Origin of the sequence: Rhizobium sp. J15 (assembly GCF_002531825.1) — a bacterium.
GTDB lineage: Bacteria > Pseudomonadota > Alphaproteobacteria > Rhizobiales > Rhizobiaceae > Rhizobium.
Genome location: NZ_NWSX01000021.1, coordinates 22,018 through 40,312, shown reverse-complemented (window position 1 = coordinate 40,312; position 18,295 = coordinate 22,018). Strand labels below are relative to the sequence as shown.

Here is an 18,295-nt window from a genome sequence, read left to right as displayed (position 1 = left end):
CGCTACTTCAGCGTCGCGCGCAGGCGCGGCGTCGCAAAATCGATCAACGCCCGCAGCTTCAAGGGCACCAGACCCTGTGAGGGGTAGACGAGATGCACCGGCGCCGGCGGTGGCTCGAAATCCGCAAGCAGCGGCACCAGCCGGCCGGTCTTCTCGGCGCGCGCGGCCTGATAGGAGAGAACGCGGGTGATGCCGAGACCGGCGACGGCGGCATCGACCGCGGCTTCGGCCGTATTGACGGCAAGCCGGGAGCGGATCGGCACGAGCAGGTCGTGTTTCCCGTCGATGAATGTCCAGCTTCGCGTCGAGGCCATGCCCTCGAAGGTAATGCAGTCATGGGCCGAAAGATCGCGCGGATGTTTGGGCACCATATGCCGCGCCAGGTAATCCGGGCTGGCATAGACCGTGCGGCGGATCGCGCCGAGCCTTGTGGCGATCAGATTGCTGTCCGGCAGGTTGCCGATCCTGAGCGCGAGATCGATGTGGTCCTCGACGAGGTTGGACACCCGGTCTCCCAGCATCAGCCGCAGATTGATCTCGGGGTAGGCCTTCAGGAAATCCACCACGACCGGCAGGACATGCAGCCGCCCGAAAACGATCGGCGCCGTCATCGTCAATTCGCCCTTCGGCGCGCTGTATTCGCCCGCCGCCGCTCGTTCCGCCTCCTCCACCCGACCGAGAATCTCGCGCGCCGCCTCCACATAGGAGCGGCCGGCCTCGGTCAGCGCGACCTTGCGGTTCGTCCTTTGCAGCAGCCGGGCATTGAGATGTGCTTCCAGGTCCGAAACCTTGCGGCTGACGGTGGCAAGCGGCAAACGCAGATGCCGCGAAGCGGCCGACAGGCTCCCCTGTTCGACAACGGCGAGAAGCACGGTCATGGCGTCGAGACGGTCCATTCCAGCCTTCCAAAAAATGATAGAACGGCTTCCAGATTAGCATTCTAGTGGCAGTGGATGGAAGGCAATAGATTTGCCTGCAGATTGCGCAACCAGCCATCTTCGAACGCGCAAGCTTGCCTTCACCAGAAGATCAGAGGACCTCGTCATGAAGCTTTATTATCACCCGCTTTCCGGCCACGCGCACCGGGCTCACCTGTTCCTGTCGCTGCTTGGCGTGCCTTATGAATTGATCGAAGTCGATTTGGCGGCGGGCGCTCACAAGGCGCCGGAGTTTCTCAAGCTCAATTCCTTCGGCCAGGTGCCGGTGCTCGACGACGACGGCACGGTGATTGCCGATTCCTCCGCCATCCTCGTCTATCTCGCGCGCAAATATGGCCGCACCGACTGGCTGCCGGTGGAGGCGGTCGCGGCTGCGCGGGTGCAGAAGTGGCTTTCGGTCGCCGCGGGCGAAATCGCCTATGGGCCATGTGCCGCACGCCTGGTCACCGTTTTCGGCGCCGATTTCCGCACCGAGGAGGTGATCGCCCGGGCGCATCGCATCCTCTCATTGATCGAGGCAGAGCTCGACGGCCGCCGCTTCCTGCTCGGCAGCGATCCTGTGATCGCCGATATCGCGCTCTACAGCTACATCGCCAATGCGCCGGAGGGCAATGTCGATATTTCGGCCTATCCACGTGTCCGCGATTGGCTGGCGCGCATCGAGGCGCTGCCGGGTTTCGTCGGCTTCCGCAAGACAAAGATCGGCCTTGCCGCATAAGAGCCAACGGGGCGGATGGCCGCTCCCGCTTCCGATCACCCCAAAGGAGGTCATGATGGATCAGACAAGACAGGATGCTCCGTCGCCTTGGCACGAAGGCGAGCTCGCCATGCAGCGCAGCGTCGGCGTCGTCGAGCGCATGGACGGGCCCGGACGGAATTTCGTCCGCCGGGCCATGCCGGAACAGCACCGCGCCTTCTTTCCGATGCTGCCCTTCGTCGTGCTCGGCGCGGTCGATGCGAAGGGTGACGTTTGGGCGACGGTGCGGGCCGGACGGCCGGGTTTCATGTCCTCGCCGGACCCGGAGGCTCTTGACGTCCGCCTGCCGCGCGACCCGGCCGATCCTGCCGACAGCGGCATGGAGGATGGCGATGCAATTGCGATGCTCGGAATCCAGCTGGAAACGCGGCGGCGCAATCGGCTGAACGGCGCGATCCACAGGATGGACGCCGAGGCGTTCCGCGTGCGCGTCGGCCAAAGCTTCGGCAATTGTCCGCAATACATCCAGTTCCGCTCCTCTGCCTTCGTCCGCGATCCCGATGTGCCGACAGCTGTGCCGCCGCGCCATTCCGTTCAGCTCGATGATCGGGCGCGGCGGCTCGTCGAGCAGGCCGACACGTTTTTCGTCGCCTCCTATGTCGACCGCGAGAACGGCGAGCGGCAGGTGGATGTGTCCCATCGCGGCGGTTATGCCGGTTTCGTGCGTGTCGGCGCCGACGGCGTACTGACCGTTCCCGATTTTCCCGGCAATCGGTTTTTCAACACGCTCGGCAACTTCCTGGTCAATCCGAAGGCGGGGCTGGTCTTCGTCGATTTTGAAACCGGCGACCTGCTGCAGATGAGGGGAAGGGCAGAGGTGCTGCTCTCTTCGCCTGATATCGCAACCTTCCAGCGGGCGGAACGGCTGTGGCGCTTCACGCCCGAACACATCGTATTTCGCCCGGATGCTCTGCCGCTGCGATGGAACTCGGAGCCCGTCTGAAATCCTGTCCAAAGGCGCCTTGCCAATATTTGTACCGATAGGTACAGTCAAGACTGATAAGTACAGGAGATCCGATGTCCAGCCTCATTCCGCCCTTCACCCTGGAAACCGCCACCCAGAAAGTCCGCCTTGCCGAGGATGGCTGGAACAGCCGCGATCCCGAGCGTGTCTCGCTCGTCTATACCCCCGACAGCCGCTGGCGGAACCGCGCCGAGTTCATCACCGGCCGCGCCGAGATCGTCGCCTTCCTCACCCGCAAATGGGCAAAGGAGTTGGATTACCGGCTGATCAAGGAGATCTGGGCCTTCACCGATAATCGCATCGCGGTGCGCTTCGCTTATGAATGGCGTGATGACAGCGGCAACTGGTTCCGTTCCTACGGCAATGAGAACTGGGAATTCGATGCCGCCGGCCTGATGCAGCGTCGCTTCGCATCGATCAACGACCTGCCGATTCAAGAATCGGATCGTAAATATCACTGGCCGCTCGGCCGGCGACCGGACGATCATCCCGGTCTCACCGAACTCGGCCTCTGAAGGTCGTGCGGGTGAAGACAGTTCATGAACGCGCCGACGTCGTGCCGCTGCTGGCGGAAATCTTCCGCGAGCTCGGCTACGAGGGCACGTCGCTCAGCCGGATCACCGAACGCACCGGCATTGGCAAGGGCAGCCTGTATCACTTCTTTCCCGGCGGCAAGGAGGAGATGGCAAGCGCTGTCATTGCCGAGATCGACGCCTGGTTCGAACACGCGATCTATCGGCCGCTGAGAAACGACGACGTCCGCAAGGCGATCGCCGCCATGTGGACGAATGTGAACGATTATTTTCGCTCCGGCGGCCGCATCTGCCTCGTCGGGGCTTTCGCGCTCGATGACACCAGGGAACGGTTTTCGGCTGCGATCGGCAATTATTTCACCCGCTGGATCGATGCATTGGGTGCGGCGCTGACGCGGGCGGGCTGCACTGGGGAAGAGGCGCAGGCGCTCGCCGAGGAATGCGTCTCCGGCATCCAGGGCGCACTGGTGCTGTCTCGCGCGCTAGGCGACAAAACGGTTTTCACCCGGTCGCTGGAAACGCTGGCGAGACGGCTTGACGCTGCGGTGCAATGAGATCTCAGCCGAAGAGACATCAAAAAACCGGCCATTATCGACTGGCCGGGGCATTGGGCGGGCATTGACGGCGCTTTAGGTGGGGCGTGGCGAAGCGCTGGAAAGAGCGGACGAGCGGCCCGATCAAGCGCTGGCCTTACATCGGCGCCGCTTTGAGTATATGTCTCAGCGCTGCTGTTGAGGCTGCTGGGCCGGACGGGGATTTTCCCGTTCAAGGCGAATCTGGCGCCACTCATTTTCCATCTGGTCGACCACGTGCTGGGGAATGGTGGTTTGTGTATTGGCGGGCGTCTGCATCGGAAGTCTCCTCTTTCGGGGTCAAGGCTTCAGGGCAGGCAGATGCATTGCACAAGATAATTGGCGTGTAAATCAGGGGGTTAAACGCTTTAAACGATTAAGTTGATTTTAATCGATTAAGGTGATGTTAACTTTGATACGACAGGTAAAGCGCGGGATGGTTGTCCACATGGATAGGGTACTCTTTTTTGACGCGGTGCGGGATGCACTCTTCAAAGGGGAAATCACTCAGCTTCAGGTAGTGGGCATCACTGCGATTCTCGACGCTTGGGAACGGCGCTTTGCCGATGCCGACCGTCGGTGGCTCGCTTACATCCTGGCAACCGCCTTTCACGAGACCGCCTATACCATGCAGCCCGTGCGCGAGACGCTGGCGGAAAGCGATGCGCGCGCGATCGAGATCCTGGAAGCGGCCTTTTCAGGAGGCAGGCTGTCCTGGGTGAGGACGCCATACTGGCGGCCGGACGAGGATGGCCGCAGCTGGCTGGGGCGCGGCCTGGTGCAGCTCACCCATAAGCGGAACTATGAGGCGATGAGCGTGCTGACCGGTATCGACCTCGTTGCCGAGCCCGACCGGGCGATGGAAATGGATGTGGCGGTGACGATCCTGATCGAAGGCATGCTGCAGGGCAGTTTCACCGGCCACAAGCTCGAAGATCACCTGAATGAGACGACCGAGGACTGGCTGAATGCCCGCCGCATCGTCAACGGCACCGATCGGGCGGAGAAGCTCGCGGCCTATGCCATGGCCTTCGATGCGGCGATACGTCTCGATGCTGCATCTGACCGCTTACGCGGTTGAAGGCCCGGGGCTTGCGTGTTATCGCGCGGCTGACACTCTGAAATCTGACAGGAGCTTCCGCGTGATCCGCCACATCGTCTTCTTCACCGTGCCGGAGGAACATCTGGAGGAGGTGAGGGCCGGGCTTTCAATCCTGACCGGAATTCCCCATGCGCGGCTGCTCGAGATTGGCACCAATGTGAAGACCGATCAGCTGGGCACCGAGATCGACCTTGTGGTCTATGGCGAATTCGACGACGAGGCGGCTCTTGCCGCCTATAAGGCGCATCCGGATTACCAGCTCTCGATCGAGCGCGTGCGGCCGCTCCGGGAAAAGCGCATCGCCGCCGATTACGACAGCCGCACAGCGGTGAAGCAGGCGCTCTGAATTTCGCAGGCTTTCGCCGCGGCTCTCCATTGAGATTCAAATGGATGAATGATTTTTCGGATTCAGATCGTCCGAAGTTGATTCAACATTTGAGCCACCGGATTCAACGTTCGAAAAAGCAGCGGCAAGCGATTCAAAAGATTCGCGATTGATGCCCCATCAAAGCTCCTGGGGCACGACCGGGCTCGGTTGGGTAGCGCGGGCGCCGCGCACCAGCGCCATGAGCATGAGCACGAAGACCAGCGACAAGGCTGCCAAAACGGCGGCGGTTGCAAGCGCCGGGCCGGTGCCGGCGCGGTCGAGGATGGCGGTGAAGATGACCGGAGCGATGGCGTTGGCGAGGTTTTGCGGCAGCGACAGCCGCGCCGATTGCAGGCCGAATTCGCGCGGTGAAAACAGCGCGAGCGGCAGCAGCGCGCGGGCGACGGTCATGACGCCGGCGCCGAAGCCATAGAGCAGGATGAAAGAGATCAGCAGCGGCGTCGACGGACTGGCGGCCAGCATGATCAGAAAACTGCTCGCCATCATGCCGATGCCCATTGCCGCGCTGAGCATGGGATTGCCGCGTCGGCCGAGCAGCATGTCGAGGAAACGCGCCGAGATGCCGAGAACGCCGCGGGCCGAGCCGAGCTGCAGCGCGAAGGCCGGCGAAGCGCCGGACTGGCGGAAGATTTCGAGCAGCGACGGCGAGATGCCGAAGGTAATGAAGGTCGTGATCGTCGTGGCGGCTGCAATCAGCAGGAAGGCCTTGCGCTGCGCCATCTTCGACAGCGGCACCGGGGCGATTTCCGCCGCGGCGCCTTCGACATGCGTCGCGCTCGGCTTCGGCAGGGCAAAAAGATGCAGCGGCAGGCAGATGAAGAATTGCAGCGCCGCGCAGACGACGAAGGTAAGGCGCCAGCCGACCGCTTCGTTGAGAAGGCTGAGGATCGGCCAAAAGATGGCGCTCGAAAGCCCGGTGAACAGCATCAGAATGGCGATGACACGTTTGCCGTTCAGCCCTTCACGCTCGACGACGGCCGTATAGGCCGGCGCCGATAGGCCGAGCGCGCCGCCAAGGCCGATGACGATCCAGCCGGCGGCATAGAGCATGATGTCGCTTGCGGCGGCAAGCAGAAGCAGGCCGAGCGCGAAGATCAGCGAGGCGGCCGAAAGCACCCGAGCGGCGCCATAGCGGCCGAGCCAGCGTCCGGTCGCGGGACCGGCGATGGCGCTGACCGTCATCATGATCGTCAGGCCGGCAAACGCCGCCTCGTTCGGCAGGCCGAGATCGGGCGCGACGGTGCGGCCCATGACGCCGAGCATGTCGAACGTCGTGCCCCAGCCGATCAGCTGGGTAACGGCGAGGACGATGACCGTCTGCGCCGAGCGGTGGCGGAAGAATTTTGGCATCGGTGCTGAGAAGGCGTGAAATGCGGGAGTTGCGCGACCGTAGCAGTTTCAATCCGCCGGTGAAAGCCGCCCAAACCAGGTCCGGCGCTCTGGCCTGCGCTTTTCCTCGAAAGTAAAATATAAGAGCGATGGCATGATTGACATGAAAGACTGGTACAATTCCTGGACGATTGGGGCGATGAGACGTGTCGGCGCCGCCCGTGACCATGACGTCGGTGCGGCGCAGCCGATTCGGAACGGTTGCCGCGCGTGAGTCTCGCCGGTTGCCCGCTCCTTTGGGGAGGCATGCGAGCCCCTTGGCCATGTCGGCGGAAAGGCATTGTTTCGATGTGCGGAAGTTAGCGCCGAGGCTTGCCGCGGCGGCGATTCGGGCGGCTGAAATCGGCGGCCGCCAAAAGGCGAGAATGGTTCTAAATACCCTGCAATACAGCGCATTCATTTGCCATTCAGGTCGCGTGAGTACATATTCGCAGCAAGTTGGATTACCTTGAAAGCATAGCACATGGCCTTTCCTCTGAGCGTCGCAGCATTGGCCGCCGGACTGGTGGTATCGGCGCCCTCACCGGACGCCGCGGAAACATTTGTCGTGCGGGTGGCGGGCGATTGCAGCGCCGCCGCAGCCCAGGTCGTAGAGCAGACCGGCGGCCAGCTGCTGTCTGTGCAACCGGTGGGCGATACCTGCATCATCACCGTTCTCGTGCAGGGGAACGGCCAGCGTCCACGCAAAGTGACGGTAAAGGTTCCGATGTAAGCGGAATCGGCTTATTCAGGACATGATCGATTTGAAGCGGACGAAGGCGGACCGATGCGCATTCTGGTAGTCGAAGACGACGTTAATCTGAACCGGCAGCTTGCCGACACGCTGAAGGAGGCGGGCTATGTCGTCGACCAGGCGTTCGACGGCGAAGAGGGCCATTACCTCGGCGATACCGAACCCTATGATGCCATCATCCTCGATATCGGCCTGCCCGAGATGGACGGTGTGACGGTGCTTGAAAAATGGCGTGGCGCCGGCCGCGGCATGCCGGTGCTAATCCTGACGGCGCGCGACCGCTGGAGCGACAAGGTCGCCGGCATCGATGCCGGCGCCGACGATTACGTCACCAAGCCGTTCCATGTCGAGGAGGTGCTGGCGCGCATCCGGGCGCTGATCCGGCGTGCGGCCGGGCATGCTTCGTCCGAGATCGTCTGCGGCCCGGTGCGGCTCGACACCAAGTCTTCCAAGGCGACTGTCAACGGCACGGCGCTGAAACTGACCTCGCACGAATATCGCCTGCTTGCCTATCTCATGCATCACATGGGCGAGGTCGTCTCGCGCACGGAATTGGTCGAACACATGTACGACCAGGATTTCGACCGCGATTCCAACACGATCGAGGTCTTCGTCGGCCGCCTGCGCAAGAAGATGGGCGTCGATCTGATCGAAACGGTGCGCGGTCTCGGCTACCGCATCCAAGCGCCGAAACATGCGAATTAAGTCGCTCACCGCACGTGTGCTGCTGCTGACCACGGTCTGGTCGACGGTGGCGCTTGTGGTGATCGGCCTGCTGATCTCCACGCTTTACCGCAAGAGCGCGGAGCGCGGCTTTCAGGACCTGCTGCGGGCGCAGCTCTACAACGTCATCAATTCGGTGACGATCGGCGACCAGGGCGCGCTGAGCGGCAGTCCGCAGCTTGGTGACCTGCGCTTCGCCCAGCCGAAGACCGGCTGGTATTGGGTGGTGGAACCGCTCGGCACCTATACGACCGCGCCGCTGGTATCGCCCTCGCTCGGCTCGGCGCTCATTCCGGTTCCCTCCGTCGTCGAGGCGCCCTTCGACAAGAACTACGAGCGCTACTATCAGGTGACCGACGCCTCCGGAAACCGCGTGCAGGTGGCCGAAACCGAAGTGGTGCTCGACACCGACGGCCGCGCGGCGCGCTTCCGCGTCACCGGCAATGTCGATGTCGTCGAAGACGACGTGCGCACCTTTTCCCACAGTCTCTATCTGGCGCTCGCCGGCTTCGGCGTCGGCAGCCTGATCGTCAATGCGCTGGCGATTCTTTATGGCCTCAAGCCGCTCGACAAGGCGCGCGCTGCCTTGGAGCGCATCCGCGCCGGCGAGAGCGAGCAGCTGAAGGGCGATTTTCCGCGGGAGATCCTGCCGCTGGCAAACGAAGTGAATGCGCTGATCGACAGCAACCGCCGCATCGTCGAACGGGCGCGCATGCAGGTCGGCAACCTCGCCCATTCGCTGAAGACGCCGATCGCCGTTCTTCTGAACGAGGCGCGGGTGCTGGAAAAATCCCATGGCGAGCTGGTGCGCAGCCAGGCGGAATCCATGCAGGGCCAAGTGCAGTCCTATCTCAACCGGGCGCGCATCGCCGCGCAACGCGAATCCGTGCTCGCCCGCACCGATGCCGAGCCGGCGCTGGAGCGGCTGGTGCGCGTCATGCGCCGCCTGAACGTCGACACCCAATTCGATCTTACGGTCTCACCGCCGCATCTCGCCGTCGCCATGGAGCAGCAGGATCTGGAGGAGACCGTCGGCAATCTCCTCGAAAATGCGGCGCGTTTCGCCAAGAGCCGCGTGCGGCTTTCCGCCGTCGAGGCCGGCGAGGACGTGAAAGGCACAGAGGCGAGCGCGCGCCGCCACTGGGTGGAGCTCGCCGTCGAAGATGACGGGCCGGGGCTGGAGCCGGATCAGATCCGGGAAGCGCTGAAGCGCGGCCGCAGGCTCGACGAAAGCAAGCCTGGAACCGGTCTCGGCCTGTCGATCGTCACCGAGATTTCCAACGAATATCAGGGGCGGCTCGAGCTATCCCGCGGCGAATGGGGCGGGCTGAAGGCGAAGCTTATCCTCCCCGGTGTCACAAAGGATGTTGCATGAGCAACTGCTTGATGCCACAAAGATAGTGGCAATTGCATAGCATGCTTTGCCTTAATGCTGACACGGGGACGCTGCACTTCGATCGGCTGATTTTGACCTCTGATCGTGGTTCGACGCAATGATTTTACGCTCGCAAGGCATGATCGTTTCGGCCCTTTTCGTCGCCGTTGCGCTATCCGGCTGCACGACGACGAAGGGCGCCGCTTCGCGCGGCATTTTTTCGAGCAAGCCGCCGGCTTCGGCCACCTTCATCACCGCGCTGCAGGGCGGCATCGTCGGCCGCAGCGGCGTGAGCCTGAGCGACAGCGACAAGCAGCGGGCGCTCGAGGCGGAATACCGGGCGCTGGAAGGTGCGGCCGTGGGCCAGCCTGTCCTCTGGACCGGCAAGGGCGTCAGCGGCAAGGTCGTTGCGGCGGCACCCTATCAGGTCGGTTCGCAGAATTGCCGGCAATATACCCACACAGTGACCGCCGACGGCAAGGAAACGGTGGTGCGGGGCGTTGCCTGCCGCAATGAAGACGGCACCTGGTCGCCGCTCGGCTGAGGTGGTTTTCGGTCCCTATTGCGGCGAATAGCCTCAAATCTTCGTCATTCCGGCTTTGGCAGTTGGAATAGCGGCGCGCTTCACGTATTTGGGCCGATATGCTGTTCTGGATTCTCGTTGCCGTTCTGACGGCAGTCGTCGCCGCCGTCCTGCTCTACCCCCTTCTGCGCGGAGCGAAGGTGGCTGAGGATAGCCGCGTGGGCGAGGCGGCGGTCTATCGCGACCAGCTGCGCGAACTCGATCGGGATCTCGATGGTGGGCTGATCAGCCCTGAAGAAGCCGATTATGCCAGGGCGGAAATCGGCCGGCGGCTGATTGCCGTTTCTGTCGATGAGCCTGCCGAGAAGCCGAAGGCTGCACGGCATCACCGTGTCACCGAGGCCTTCGTTCTCTTGCTCCTGCCCGTTTTCGGGCTCTGTCTTTATTTGACGACGGGCAGGCCGGACCTGCCGTCGCAGCCGCTGGAAGCGCGGCTGGAAAATCCCGGCAGCGATGTGGCCATGCTGATCGCCAAGGCGGAGCGGCATCTGGTACAAAATCCCGATGACGGCAAGGGCTGGGACGTGCTGGCGCCGATCTATTTGCGCACGATGCGGGTTGATGACGCGCAGGCTGCCTACCGCAACGCCATCCGCCTTCTTGGCCCGAGCCCCATCCGGCTCGACGGTCTGGCCGAAACGCTGATGGCGGTCTCCGACGGTGTGGTGACCGAGGAGGCGCGCCAGGTTCTCGAACAGTCGCTGACGCTGGAGCCGGACAATCCGCGGGCGCGCTTCTATATTGCGCTGAGTCTGGAGCAGGCGGGACGGCGCGACGAGGCCCGCCAGGCCTTTGAGGCGCTGGCGAAACAATCACCCCCCGATGCGCCCTGGCTGCCGCTCGTCAGCGAACATATTGCGATGAACGGCGGTGCGCCGGCCGCCAATCCGGCTGCTCCCGGCAACCCAACCGAGGAAGATGTGGCGGCGGCGGAGGACATGAGCGCCGGCGACCGGCAGCAGATGATCCGCGGCATGGTCGAAAGCCTCGATGCCAAACTCAGCCAGGATCCGAACAATTTCGAGGGCTGGATGCGGCTGGTGCGCTCTTACGCCGTCTTGAACGACAGGGAGCGCGCAGCCGGCGCGCTGAAGCGCGGGCTTGCGGCCTTTCCGCCCGCCGGTGAACAGGGCAGGCAGTTGCTGGCGCTTGCCAGGGAACTCGGCATAGCCACGGAGGGAATGACGGAATGACCCGCAAGCAGAAGCGCCTAGCCGTGATCGGTGGCGGGATGGGTTTCATCATTGCCGCGGTTCTGTTGGTGATGTTCGCCTTCAGCCAGTCTGTGGCCTATTTCTACATGCCGGCGGATCTGGCGAAGACGCCGGTGGCGCCGGAAACCCGCATCCGGCTTGGCGGCCTGGTCGGTGAAGGCAGCGTCGTACGCGGCGCCGGTTCGACGGTCGAATTTGCCGTCACCGACGGCAGCGCCAATGCGGTGAAGGTGAAATATACCGGCATTCTTCCCGATCTCTTCCGCGAAGGCCAAGGCGTCGTCACCGAGGGCATGTTTTCATCGGGAACGAATGTCTTCATCGCCGACACCGTGCTCGCCAAGCATGACGAGACCTATATGCCGAAGGACGTGGCCGACAGGCTGAAGCAGCAGGGGTTGTGGAAGGAAGGCGAGGGCGCAGAAGGCCAGGGGCAGGAGGCGAAAGCGACGCAATGATCATCGAGATCGGCCATTACGCGCTGGTGCTGGCGCTGGCGACGGCGCTCATTCTTTCGATCGTTCCTGTCATCGGCGCGCGCCGCCATGACCGGGCGATGATGGATGTCGCCGCCGTCGGTTCGCTGGCAATGTTCCTGCTCGTGAGCTTCGCCTTCGCGGTTTTGACCTACGCCCATGTCGTCTCCGACTTCTCGGTCGAGAACGTCTGGGAGAATTCGCACTCGCTGGTGCCGCTGATCTACAAATATTCCGGCGTCTGGGGCAATCACGAGGGATCGATGATGCTCTGGCTTCTGATCCTGACGCTGTTCAGCGCGCTCGTCGCCATCTTCGGCCGCAACCTGCCGGAGACGCTGAAGGCCAATGTGCTTGCCGTTCAGGCCTGGATCTCGGTCGCCTTCACGCTCTTCATCCTGCTGACCTCCAATCCCTTCCTGCGGCTCGATCCGGCGCCGGCCGAGGGCAGGGATCTCAACCCGGTGCTGCAGGATATCGGCCTCGCCATCCATCCGCCGCTGCTCTATCTCGGCTATGTCGGCTTCTCCGTCTGTTTCTCCTTCGCGGTCGCAGCCCTTCTGGAAGGCCGGATCGACGCTGCCTGGGCGCGCTGGGTCAGGCCGTGGACGCTCGCCGCCTGGACCTTCCTGACGCTCGGCATCGCCATGGGCTCCTACTGGGCCTATTACGAGCTCGGCTGGGGCGGCTGGTGGTTCTGGGATCCGGTGGAGAACGCCTCCTTCATGCCGTGGCTCGCCGGCACGGCGCTGCTGCATTCGGCGCTCGTCATGGAAAAGCGCGAGGCGCTGAAGATCTGGACGGTGCTGCTGGCGATCCTGACCTTCTCGCTATCGCTGATGGGCACCTTCCTGGTGCGCTCCGGCGTGCTGACCTCGGTGCATGCCTTCGCCAGCGATCCCTCCCGCGGCGTTTTCATCCTTTGCATCCTCTTGCTCTTCATCGGCGGCGCGCTGTCGCTGTTTGCCCTGCGCGCCCCGAAGCTTTCGTCCGGCGGGCTGTTTGCGCCGATCTCGCGCGAGGGCGCGCTGGTTCTCAACAATCTGATCCTGACGGTTGCCTGCGGCACGGTGCTGACCGGCACGCTCTATCCGCTGCTTCTGGAGACAATCACCGGCGACAAGATCTCCGTCGGTCCGCCCTTCTTCAACATGACCTTCGGCCTGTTGATGGCGCCGCTGATCGTCATCGTGCCCTTCGGGCCGCTGCTTGCCTGGAAGCGCGGCGATCTGCTCGGCGCCCTGCAGCGGCTCTATGCGGTGGCGGGGCTGGCCTTCGCCGCGGCTGTGATCCTCTTTTATATCGAACATGGCGGGCCGGTGCTCTCCGTGCTCGGGCTGGCGGCCGGGCTGTTCCTGATCCTTGGTGCGGCGGCCGATCTCTGGTATCGCGCCGGCATCGGCAAGGTCGCCATCGGTGTTGCCTGGCGCCGCCTTGCCGGCCTGCCGCGCTCGGCCTTCGGCACCGCGCTTGCCCATGCCGGGCTTGGCGTCACCGTGCTCGGCATCGTCGTGGTCACGACCTTCCAGAGCGAACATGTCATCGAGATGAAGCCGGGGCAAACGGCGGAAGCCGGCGGCTACAGCCTGCAGTTCGACGGCATGCAGGCGGGCAGGGGGCCGAACTATAGCGAGGAGCGCGGCCACTTCACCGTCCGGCGCGCCGGTGTCACGGTCGCCGACACCTGGTCGGCCAAACGCCTCTATTCTGCCCGCCAGATGCCGACGACGGAGGCCGGCATCCTGACCTTCGGATTGAGCCAGCTCTACGTCTCGCTCGGCGACGCCACCAAGGACGGCGGCATCGTCGTGCGCATCTGGTGGAAGCCGTTCATCCTCTGCATCTGGGGCGGAACCATTCTCATGGCCCTCGGTGGCTTCGTCTCCCTGTCCGACCGGCGCCTGCGCGTCGGCGCGCCGCGCAGGAAGGCCAAGGCGAAGCCAGCAGCACCCGCGATGGAGCCGGCGGAATGACGCGCTCACGGCTTCCCTCGCGTCTCCTCGTCGCTCTGTTCATCCTCTTCGCGCCAATTTCCGCCTTCGCCGTCAATCCCGACGAGGTGCTGGCCGATCCGGCGCTCGAGGCGCGTGCCCGGACGCTTTCGGCGGAGCTGCGCTGCATGGTCTGCCAGAACCAGTCGATCGATGATTCTAATGCTGATCTCGCCAAGGATCTGCGCCTGCTGGTGCGCGAACGCATCAAAGATGGCGACAGCGACGATCAGGTGCTGAACTATATCGTCTCGCGCTACGGCGAATTCGTGCTGCTGAAGCCGCGCTTCAATATCAAGACGGTGCTGCTCTGGGGCGCGCCGGTGCTGCTGGTCATTGCCGGCGGCTTGTCGCTGCTGGTCTTTGCCCGCAAGAGGGTTGGCAAGCCGACCGGCAGCAAGCTGACGGCGGAAGAACAGGCGCGGCTGAGCGAGCTTCTGGATAAATAACGCCGAAACGGCAATCCTCCGCCGCGATGCTCGGATGCGGGCAAGCAAAGATCCCAAACATTACGAACTTTTCATTGGCCGGACAGTTCGCAGTAAGGTGCGGCGTCCTATATCTTCAGTCATCGACTGATCCGGTTCTGCCGGTCTGAAGATTTAAGAACAAGAGAAGGTGCTCCAATGCTCAAGAATTTCAACGGACGTCCGTCCCTCGCCACCGTGCTCAAGGCGTCTACCGTCGCCGGTATCGCGGCCGCTGTGCTCGCAACTGGCGTTCCGCTCGAAATTACCCGGTCTTATGCTGAGGCCGTCAAGGTCCAGGCGCCCGCGGTTCCGAGCTTCGCCAACGTCGTCGACGCCGTTTCGCCGGCTGTTGTTTCCGTTCGTGTCGAAAACCGCGTCAATCCCGTCGCCGACAACAATGACGGCTTTTCCTTCGATTTCAACGGCCGCGGCTTCGACGATCTTCCTGACGATCACCCGCTGAAGCGGTTCTTCCGGCAGTTCGGTCAGGACCCGAATGATCAGCAGGGTCATTCGCGCCGCTTCGGCCAGGGTCCGAACGGTCCCGGCGGCAAGGGCCGCCTGCGTCCGGTCGCCCAGGGTTCGGGCTTCTTCATCTCCGAAGACGGCTACATCGTCACCAACAACCACGTCGTTTCCGATGGTCAGGCCTTCGTCGCCGTCATGAATGACGGCACCGAACTCGACGCCAAGCTGATCGGCAAGGATCCGCGCACCGACCTCGCCGTGCTGAAGGTCGACGGCAAGGGCAAGAAGTTCACCTACGTCAACTGGGCCGACGACAACAATGTCCGCGTCGGCGACTGGGTCGTCGCCGTCGGCAACCCCTTCGGTCTCGGCGGCACGGTGACGGCCGGCATCGTCTCGGCCCGTGGCCGTGACATCGGCTCCGGTCCCTATGACGATTACCTGCAGGTGGATGCCGCCGTGAACCGCGGCAACTCCGGCGGCCCGACCTTCAACCTCAATGGCGAAGTCGTCGGCATCAATACGGCGATCTTCTCGCCCTCGGGCGGCAGCGTCGGCATCGCCTTCGCCATTCCTGCCTCGACCGCCAAGGACGTCGTCGCCGATCTGATGAAGGACGGCCAGGTCTCGCGCGGTTGGCTGGGTGTCCAGATCCAGCCGGTGACCAAGGACATCGCCGAATCCATCGGTCTTTCCGAGCCGAGCGGCGCGCTGGTTGTCGCCCCGCAGGCAGGATCGCCCGGCGACAAGGCCGGCATGAAGGCCGGCGATGTCGTGACCGCCCTGAACGGTGAAACGGTCAAGGATGCGCGTGATCTCAGCCGCCGCATCGGCGCCATGCAGCCGGGCAGCAAGGTCGAGCTTTCGGTCTGGCGCGGCGGCAAGGCCCAGTCGCTCACCGTTGAGCTCGGCACACTGCCGGCCGACCAGAAGGATGCGAACGCCGATGACGACAACCAGCCGCAGCAGCCGCAGGCGCCGGCCTCCGAACGGGCGCTTGCCGATCTCGGCCTGACGGTCGGTCCTTCCGATGACGGAAAGGGCCTGGCGATCACCGGCATCGATCCGGACTCCGACGCCGCCGACAAGGGCATCAAGGAAGGCGAGAAGATCACCTCGGTCAACAATCAGGAGGTCTCCAGCCCCGACGATGTCGTCAAGGTCCTGAACCAGGCGAAGAAGGACGGCCGCACCCGTGCGCTGTTCCAGATCCAGTCCAGCGAAGGAAGCCGCTTCGTAGCGCTTCCGATCAACGGCCAGGGCTGATCTCCCCCGGGAAACTGCAGCCGTGCGGACGAAAGTCCGCACGGCTTAATTCATCTGACCTTTGAAGGACGATCTCGATGAGCGCCGCCCCGCAGGAACATGCTTTGAGCCTTGCCGAAACGCAGCCGGCGGGTAATGTCGGCCGCATGAAGATTCTCATCATCGAAGATGATCTCGAAGCCGCGGCCTATCTCACGAAAGCCTTTCGCGAGGCGGGCATCGTCGCCGATCATGCCAGCGACGGCGAGAGCGGCCTGTTCATGGGATCGGAAAATACCTACGACGTCATCGTCATCGACCGCATGTTGCCGCGCCGGGACGGGCTCTCCGTCATCAGCGAATTGCGCCGCAAGGGCATTCATACGCCGGTCCTCATCCTCTCCGCTCTCGGCCAGGTCGACGACCGCGTGACCGGCCTTCGCGCCGGCGGCGACGATTACCTGCCGAAGCCTTACGCCTTCAGCGAGCTGCTGGCGCGGGTCGAAGTGCTCGGTCGCCGCAAGGGCACGCCGGAGCAGGATGTCGTCTACCGCGTCGGCGATCTGGAACTCGACCGGCTTTCCCACGAGGTGCGCCGCGGCGGCAAGGAAATCCCGCTGCAGCCGCGCGAATTTCGCCTGCTCGAATATCTGATGAAGAATGCCGGCCAGGTGGTGACCCGCACCATGCTGCTCGAAAACGTCTGGGACTACCACTTCGATCCTCAGACCAACGTGATCGATGTGCATGTCTCGCGCCTGCGCTCGAAGATCGAGAAGGACTTCAGCCAGCCGCTCCTGAAAACCATTCGGGGCGCGGGGTACATGATCAAGGATGAGGGATGAGCCGCTTCAGGGTTCTCTTCAAGTCCACCGCTGTCCGCCTTTCGGCACTCTATATCCTGCTTTTCGCCATCTGCGCCGCAACGCTCGTCTTCTATGTGACGGCGATGTCGGAACGGCTGCTGACGGGCCAGATCCGTGACGCCGTCAAGCAGGAGGTGGAGCAGGTGCAGCGCGCTTATGATGCCGGCGGCATGAACCTTCTCCTGCGCACGATGGAACGGCGCGCCCGCCAGCCCGGTGCCAATCTCTACATCATCGCCGGCCCCTCGGGGGATATCCTTGCGGGCAACGTCGCATCGGTCCAGCCGGGTGTTTTCGAGGAGATCGGCTGGACGTCGGCTCCCTTCGCCTACCAGCGCTATACCGACGGCGGCGGCGTCGAGCGCCGGCATAAGGCCATCGCCAATATTTTCGTGCTCGACAACGGCTTGAGAATCCTGATCGGCCGCGATCTTGGCGATCCGGAACGTTTCCGCCTGCTTGTGCGCCAGGCGCTGATGGTGGCCTTGGCGATCATGGGGCTCGGCGCGATCATCATCTGGTTCGGCATCGGCCGCAACGCCCTGAAACGCATCGACCGCATGTCGGATGCGAGCAAGAAGATCATGGCCGGCGACCTCTCGCAGCGCCTGCCGGTCGGCGGATCCGGCGACGAATTCGACCGGCTGTCGATGTCGCTGAACACCATGCTCGAACGCATCGAGAAGCTGAACGAGGGCCTGCGGCAGGTTTCCGACAACATTGCGCACGATCTCAAGACGCCGCTGACGCGGCTGCGCAACAAGGCGGCCGATGCGCTCGACATGAGCGACGGCGATACCCGGCGCGCAGCGCTGGAAGGCATTATTTCCGAATCGGACCAGCTGATCCGCACTTTCAACGCGCTGTTGATGATCTCCCGGGTCGAGGCCGGATCGGTCGCGGCGGAGATGTCGCCGGTGGAGCTTTCGGCCATCGTCGCCGATAGCGCCGAACTGTACGAGCCGGCGGCGGAGGAGGCTGGGCTTGGCTTGAGATCCAGCATCGAGCCGGATGTCGAGGTGCTGGGCAATCGCGAGCTGATTGGTCAGGCGATCTTCAATCTGCTCGACAATGCGATCAAATATTCCTCCGACACGGAAGGAGCAGGCGAGGTGACGTTGAAGCTCGCCCGCCACCCGGATGGGATCTGCCTTTCGGTGGCCGACCACGGACCGGGCGTCCCGGCCGACAGGCGCGACGACGTGGTGAAGCGCTTCGTTCGCCTCGACGAAAGCCGCACGAAGCCCGGCACCGGGCTTGGGCTTTCGCTTGTCGAAGCCGTGATGGAGCTGCACAACGGCCGGCTGGAACTCTCCGATACCGATCCCGACAAGCCCGAACAGCGCGGCCTGACCGTCAGCATGATCTTCCCCGCCAAGGCTGCCTGATTTTTCCGTCGAAATCCGATCGGCTGAATCGCGTATTGGCGGTTTGCCGCCGGGGCTCTAGTTTATTGGCGATCGAAGGAGGTGCTCCCGCGATTCTGCGTGGACGGCGTCCTTCAGCGG

The 18,295-nt window shown here is 63.4% G+C and carries 18 protein-coding genes and 2 pseudogenes; 17 read left to right on the top strand and 3 right to left on the bottom strand.

What is annotated here, in order from left to right; genetic code table 11:
• Positions 1-2 precede the first annotated feature (2 nt).
• Positions 3-896, bottom strand: coding sequence for a LysR family transcriptional regulator (locus tag CO670_RS18785; RefSeq protein WP_097591629.1), 894 nt, complete (start codon positions 894-896; stop codon positions 3-5).
• 148 nt (positions 897-1,044) lie between these two features.
• Here CO670_RS18785 and CO670_RS18780 point away from each other — a divergent pair, with 148 nt between their 5' ends.
• The 4 genes from CO670_RS18780 (at position 1,045) to CO670_RS18765 (ending at position 3,746) form a co-directional block, all read left to right on the top strand.
• The gene (locus CO670_RS18780; protein ID WP_097591628.1) at positions 1,045-1,656 is read left to right on the top strand and encodes a glutathione S-transferase; all 612 of its coding nucleotides are present in this window, start codon (positions 1,045-1,047) and stop codon (positions 1,654-1,656) included.
• Positions 1,657-1,708: 52 nt separating this feature from the next.
• Positions 1,709-2,638, top strand: coding sequence for a pyridoxamine 5'-phosphate oxidase family protein (locus CO670_RS18775; RefSeq protein WP_097591627.1), 930 nt, complete (start codon positions 1,709-1,711; stop codon positions 2,636-2,638).
• A 74-nt stretch (positions 2,639-2,712) separates the two neighbouring features.
• Positions 2,713-3,174 carry a nuclear transport factor 2 family protein gene (locus tag CO670_RS18770; RefSeq protein ID WP_097591626.1) on the top strand — a complete coding sequence of 154 codons (462 nt, stop codon included), beginning with the start codon at positions 2,713-2,715 and terminating at the stop codon, positions 3,172-3,174.
• Between the two features lie 11 nt (positions 3,175-3,185).
• On the top strand, positions 3,186-3,746 hold the full coding sequence (locus CO670_RS18765; RefSeq protein WP_097591625.1) for a TetR/AcrR family transcriptional regulator: 561 nt from the start codon (positions 3,186-3,188) through the stop codon (positions 3,744-3,746).
• Between the two features lie 165 nt (positions 3,747-3,911).
• Here the strand turns inward: CO670_RS18765 and CO670_RS33660 are convergent, their stop codons facing one another.
• Complete coding sequence (locus tag CO670_RS33660; protein WP_280950928.1) at positions 3,912-4,043, bottom strand: hypothetical protein; 132 nt, start codon at positions 4,041-4,043, stop codon at positions 3,912-3,914.
• Between the two features lie 157 nt (positions 4,044-4,200).
• On the opposite strand from CO670_RS33660, the pseudogene CO670_RS18760 reads away from it, so the two are divergent.
• Together CO670_RS18760 and CO670_RS18755 are read left to right on the top strand one after the other, a co-directional pair.
• Positions 4,201-4,886 (top strand): annotated as a pseudogene (locus CO670_RS18760) (hypothetical protein).
• A 20-nt stretch (positions 4,887-4,906) separates the two neighbouring features.
• Entirely contained in the window at positions 4,907-5,212 is a 306-nt protein-coding gene (locus CO670_RS18755; RefSeq protein WP_088674497.1) for a Dabb family protein, read from the top strand.
• Between the two features lie 159 nt (positions 5,213-5,371).
• Here CO670_RS18755 and CO670_RS18750 read toward each other — a convergent pair whose 3' ends face one another.
• On the bottom strand, positions 5,372-6,604 hold the full coding sequence (locus CO670_RS18750) for an MFS transporter (protein ID WP_097591624.1): 1,233 nt from the start codon (positions 6,602-6,604) through the stop codon (positions 5,372-5,374).
• Positions 6,605-7,106: 502 nt separating this feature from the next.
• Here CO670_RS18750 and CO670_RS18745 point away from each other — a divergent pair.
• The 11 genes and pseudogenes from CO670_RS18745 to CO670_RS18695 all read left to right on the top strand — a co-directional run bounded on the left by CO670_RS18745 (position 7,107) and on the right by CO670_RS18695 (position 18,175).
• A complete protein-coding gene (locus CO670_RS18745; protein ID WP_088674499.1) occupies positions 7,107-7,355 on the top strand; it encodes a hypothetical protein in 249 nt (82 codons plus the stop codon).
• Between the two features lie 54 nt (positions 7,356-7,409).
• On the top strand, positions 7,410-8,081 hold the full coding sequence (locus CO670_RS18740) for a response regulator transcription factor (RefSeq protein ID WP_088688096.1): 672 nt from the start codon (positions 7,410-7,412) through the stop codon (positions 8,079-8,081).
• Positions 8,071-9,474 (top strand): HAMP domain-containing sensor histidine kinase, encoded by a 1,404-nt coding sequence (locus tag CO670_RS18735; protein ID WP_088688095.1) that lies wholly within the window; start codon positions 8,071-8,073, stop codon positions 9,472-9,474. The genes CO670_RS18740 and CO670_RS18735 overlap by 11 nt, the downstream gene beginning before the upstream one ends.
• A 118-nt stretch (positions 9,475-9,592) precedes the next feature.
• Positions 9,593-10,018, top strand: coding sequence for a hypothetical protein (locus CO670_RS18730; RefSeq protein ID WP_097591623.1), 426 nt, complete (start codon positions 9,593-9,595; stop codon positions 10,016-10,018).
• A 67-nt stretch (positions 10,019-10,085) separates the two neighbouring features.
• Positions 10,086-11,250 (top strand): annotated as a pseudogene (gene ccmI / locus CO670_RS18725) (c-type cytochrome biogenesis protein CcmI).
• Positions 11,247-11,729 (top strand): cytochrome c maturation protein CcmE, encoded by a 483-nt coding sequence (gene ccmE, locus CO670_RS18720; RefSeq protein WP_097591621.1) that lies wholly within the window; start codon positions 11,247-11,249, stop codon positions 11,727-11,729. Before ccmI ends, ccmE begins: the two are co-directional and overlap by 4 nt.
• Complete coding sequence (locus CO670_RS18715; protein ID WP_097591620.1) at positions 11,726-13,720, top strand: heme lyase CcmF/NrfE family subunit; 1,995 nt, start codon at positions 11,726-11,728, stop codon at positions 13,718-13,720. The genes ccmE and CO670_RS18715 overlap by 4 nt, the downstream gene beginning before the upstream one ends.
• Positions 13,717-14,187: a cytochrome c-type biogenesis protein gene (locus CO670_RS18710; protein WP_097591619.1), complete on the top strand. Its 471-nt coding sequence runs from the start codon at positions 13,717-13,719 to the stop codon at positions 14,185-14,187. The genes CO670_RS18715 and CO670_RS18710 overlap by 4 nt, the downstream gene beginning before the upstream one ends.
• Positions 14,188-14,364: 177 nt before the next feature.
• Positions 14,365-15,942 (top strand): Do family serine endopeptidase, encoded by a 1,578-nt coding sequence (locus CO670_RS18705; protein WP_097591618.1) that lies wholly within the window; start codon positions 14,365-14,367, stop codon positions 15,940-15,942.
• Positions 15,943-16,019: 77 nt separating this feature from the next.
• On the top strand, positions 16,020-16,766 hold the full coding sequence (locus CO670_RS18700) for a response regulator transcription factor (RefSeq protein WP_088674507.1): 747 nt from the start codon (positions 16,020-16,022) through the stop codon (positions 16,764-16,766).
• Positions 16,763-18,175: a HAMP domain-containing sensor histidine kinase gene (locus tag CO670_RS18695; RefSeq protein WP_097591617.1), complete on the top strand. Its 1,413-nt coding sequence runs from the start codon at positions 16,763-16,765 to the stop codon at positions 18,173-18,175. Before CO670_RS18700 ends, CO670_RS18695 begins: the two co-directional genes overlap by 4 nt.
• Positions 18,176-18,295 lie beyond the last annotated feature (120 nt).

Bases quoted from the DNA above. Each gene is read 5' to 3' on its own strand.
- CO670_RS18695 (WP_097591617.1), top strand. From the start codon at position 16,763: ATGAGCCGCTTCAGGGTTCTCTTCAAGTCCACCGCTGTCCGCCTTTCG.
- CO670_RS18750 (WP_097591624.1), bottom strand. From the start codon at position 6,604: ATGCCAAAATTCTTCCGCCACCGCTCGGCGCAGACGGTCATCGTCCTC.
- CO670_RS18710 (WP_097591619.1), top strand. From the start codon at position 13,717: ATGACGCGCTCACGGCTTCCCTCGCGTCTCCTCGTCGCTCTGTTCATC.
- CO670_RS18705 (WP_097591618.1), top strand. From the start codon at position 14,365: ATGCTCAAGAATTTCAACGGACGTCCGTCCCTCGCCACCGTGCTCAAG.
- CO670_RS18775 (WP_097591627.1), top strand. From the start codon at position 1,709: ATGATGGATCAGACAAGACAGGATGCTCCGTCGCCTTGGCACGAAGGC.
- CO670_RS18785 (WP_097591629.1), bottom strand. From the start codon at position 896: ATGGACCGTCTCGACGCCATGACCGTGCTTCTCGCCGTTGTCGAACAG.
- CO670_RS18780 (WP_097591628.1), top strand. From the start codon at position 1,045: ATGAAGCTTTATTATCACCCGCTTTCCGGCCACGCGCACCGGGCTCAC.
- CO670_RS18770 (WP_097591626.1), top strand. From the start codon at position 2,713: ATGTCCAGCCTCATTCCGCCCTTCACCCTGGAAACCGCCACCCAGAAA.
- CO670_RS18735 (WP_088688095.1), top strand. From the start codon at position 8,071: ATGCGAATTAAGTCGCTCACCGCACGTGTGCTGCTGCTGACCACGGTC.
- CO670_RS18740 (WP_088688096.1), top strand. From the start codon at position 7,410: ATGCGCATTCTGGTAGTCGAAGACGACGTTAATCTGAACCGGCAGCTT.
- CO670_RS18700 (WP_088674507.1), top strand. From the start codon at position 16,020: ATGAGCGCCGCCCCGCAGGAACATGCTTTGAGCCTTGCCGAAACGCAG.
- CO670_RS18730 (WP_097591623.1), top strand. From the start codon at position 9,593: ATGATTTTACGCTCGCAAGGCATGATCGTTTCGGCCCTTTTCGTCGCC.
- CO670_RS18715 (WP_097591620.1), top strand. From the start codon at position 11,726: ATGATCATCGAGATCGGCCATTACGCGCTGGTGCTGGCGCTGGCGACG.
- CO670_RS33660 (WP_280950928.1), bottom strand. From the start codon at position 4,043: ATGCAGACGCCCGCCAATACACAAACCACCATTCCCCAGCACGTGGTC.
- CO670_RS18745 (WP_088674499.1), top strand. From the start codon at position 7,107: ATGGCCTTTCCTCTGAGCGTCGCAGCATTGGCCGCCGGACTGGTGGTA.
- ccmE (WP_097591621.1), top strand. From the start codon at position 11,247: ATGACCCGCAAGCAGAAGCGCCTAGCCGTGATCGGTGGCGGGATGGGT.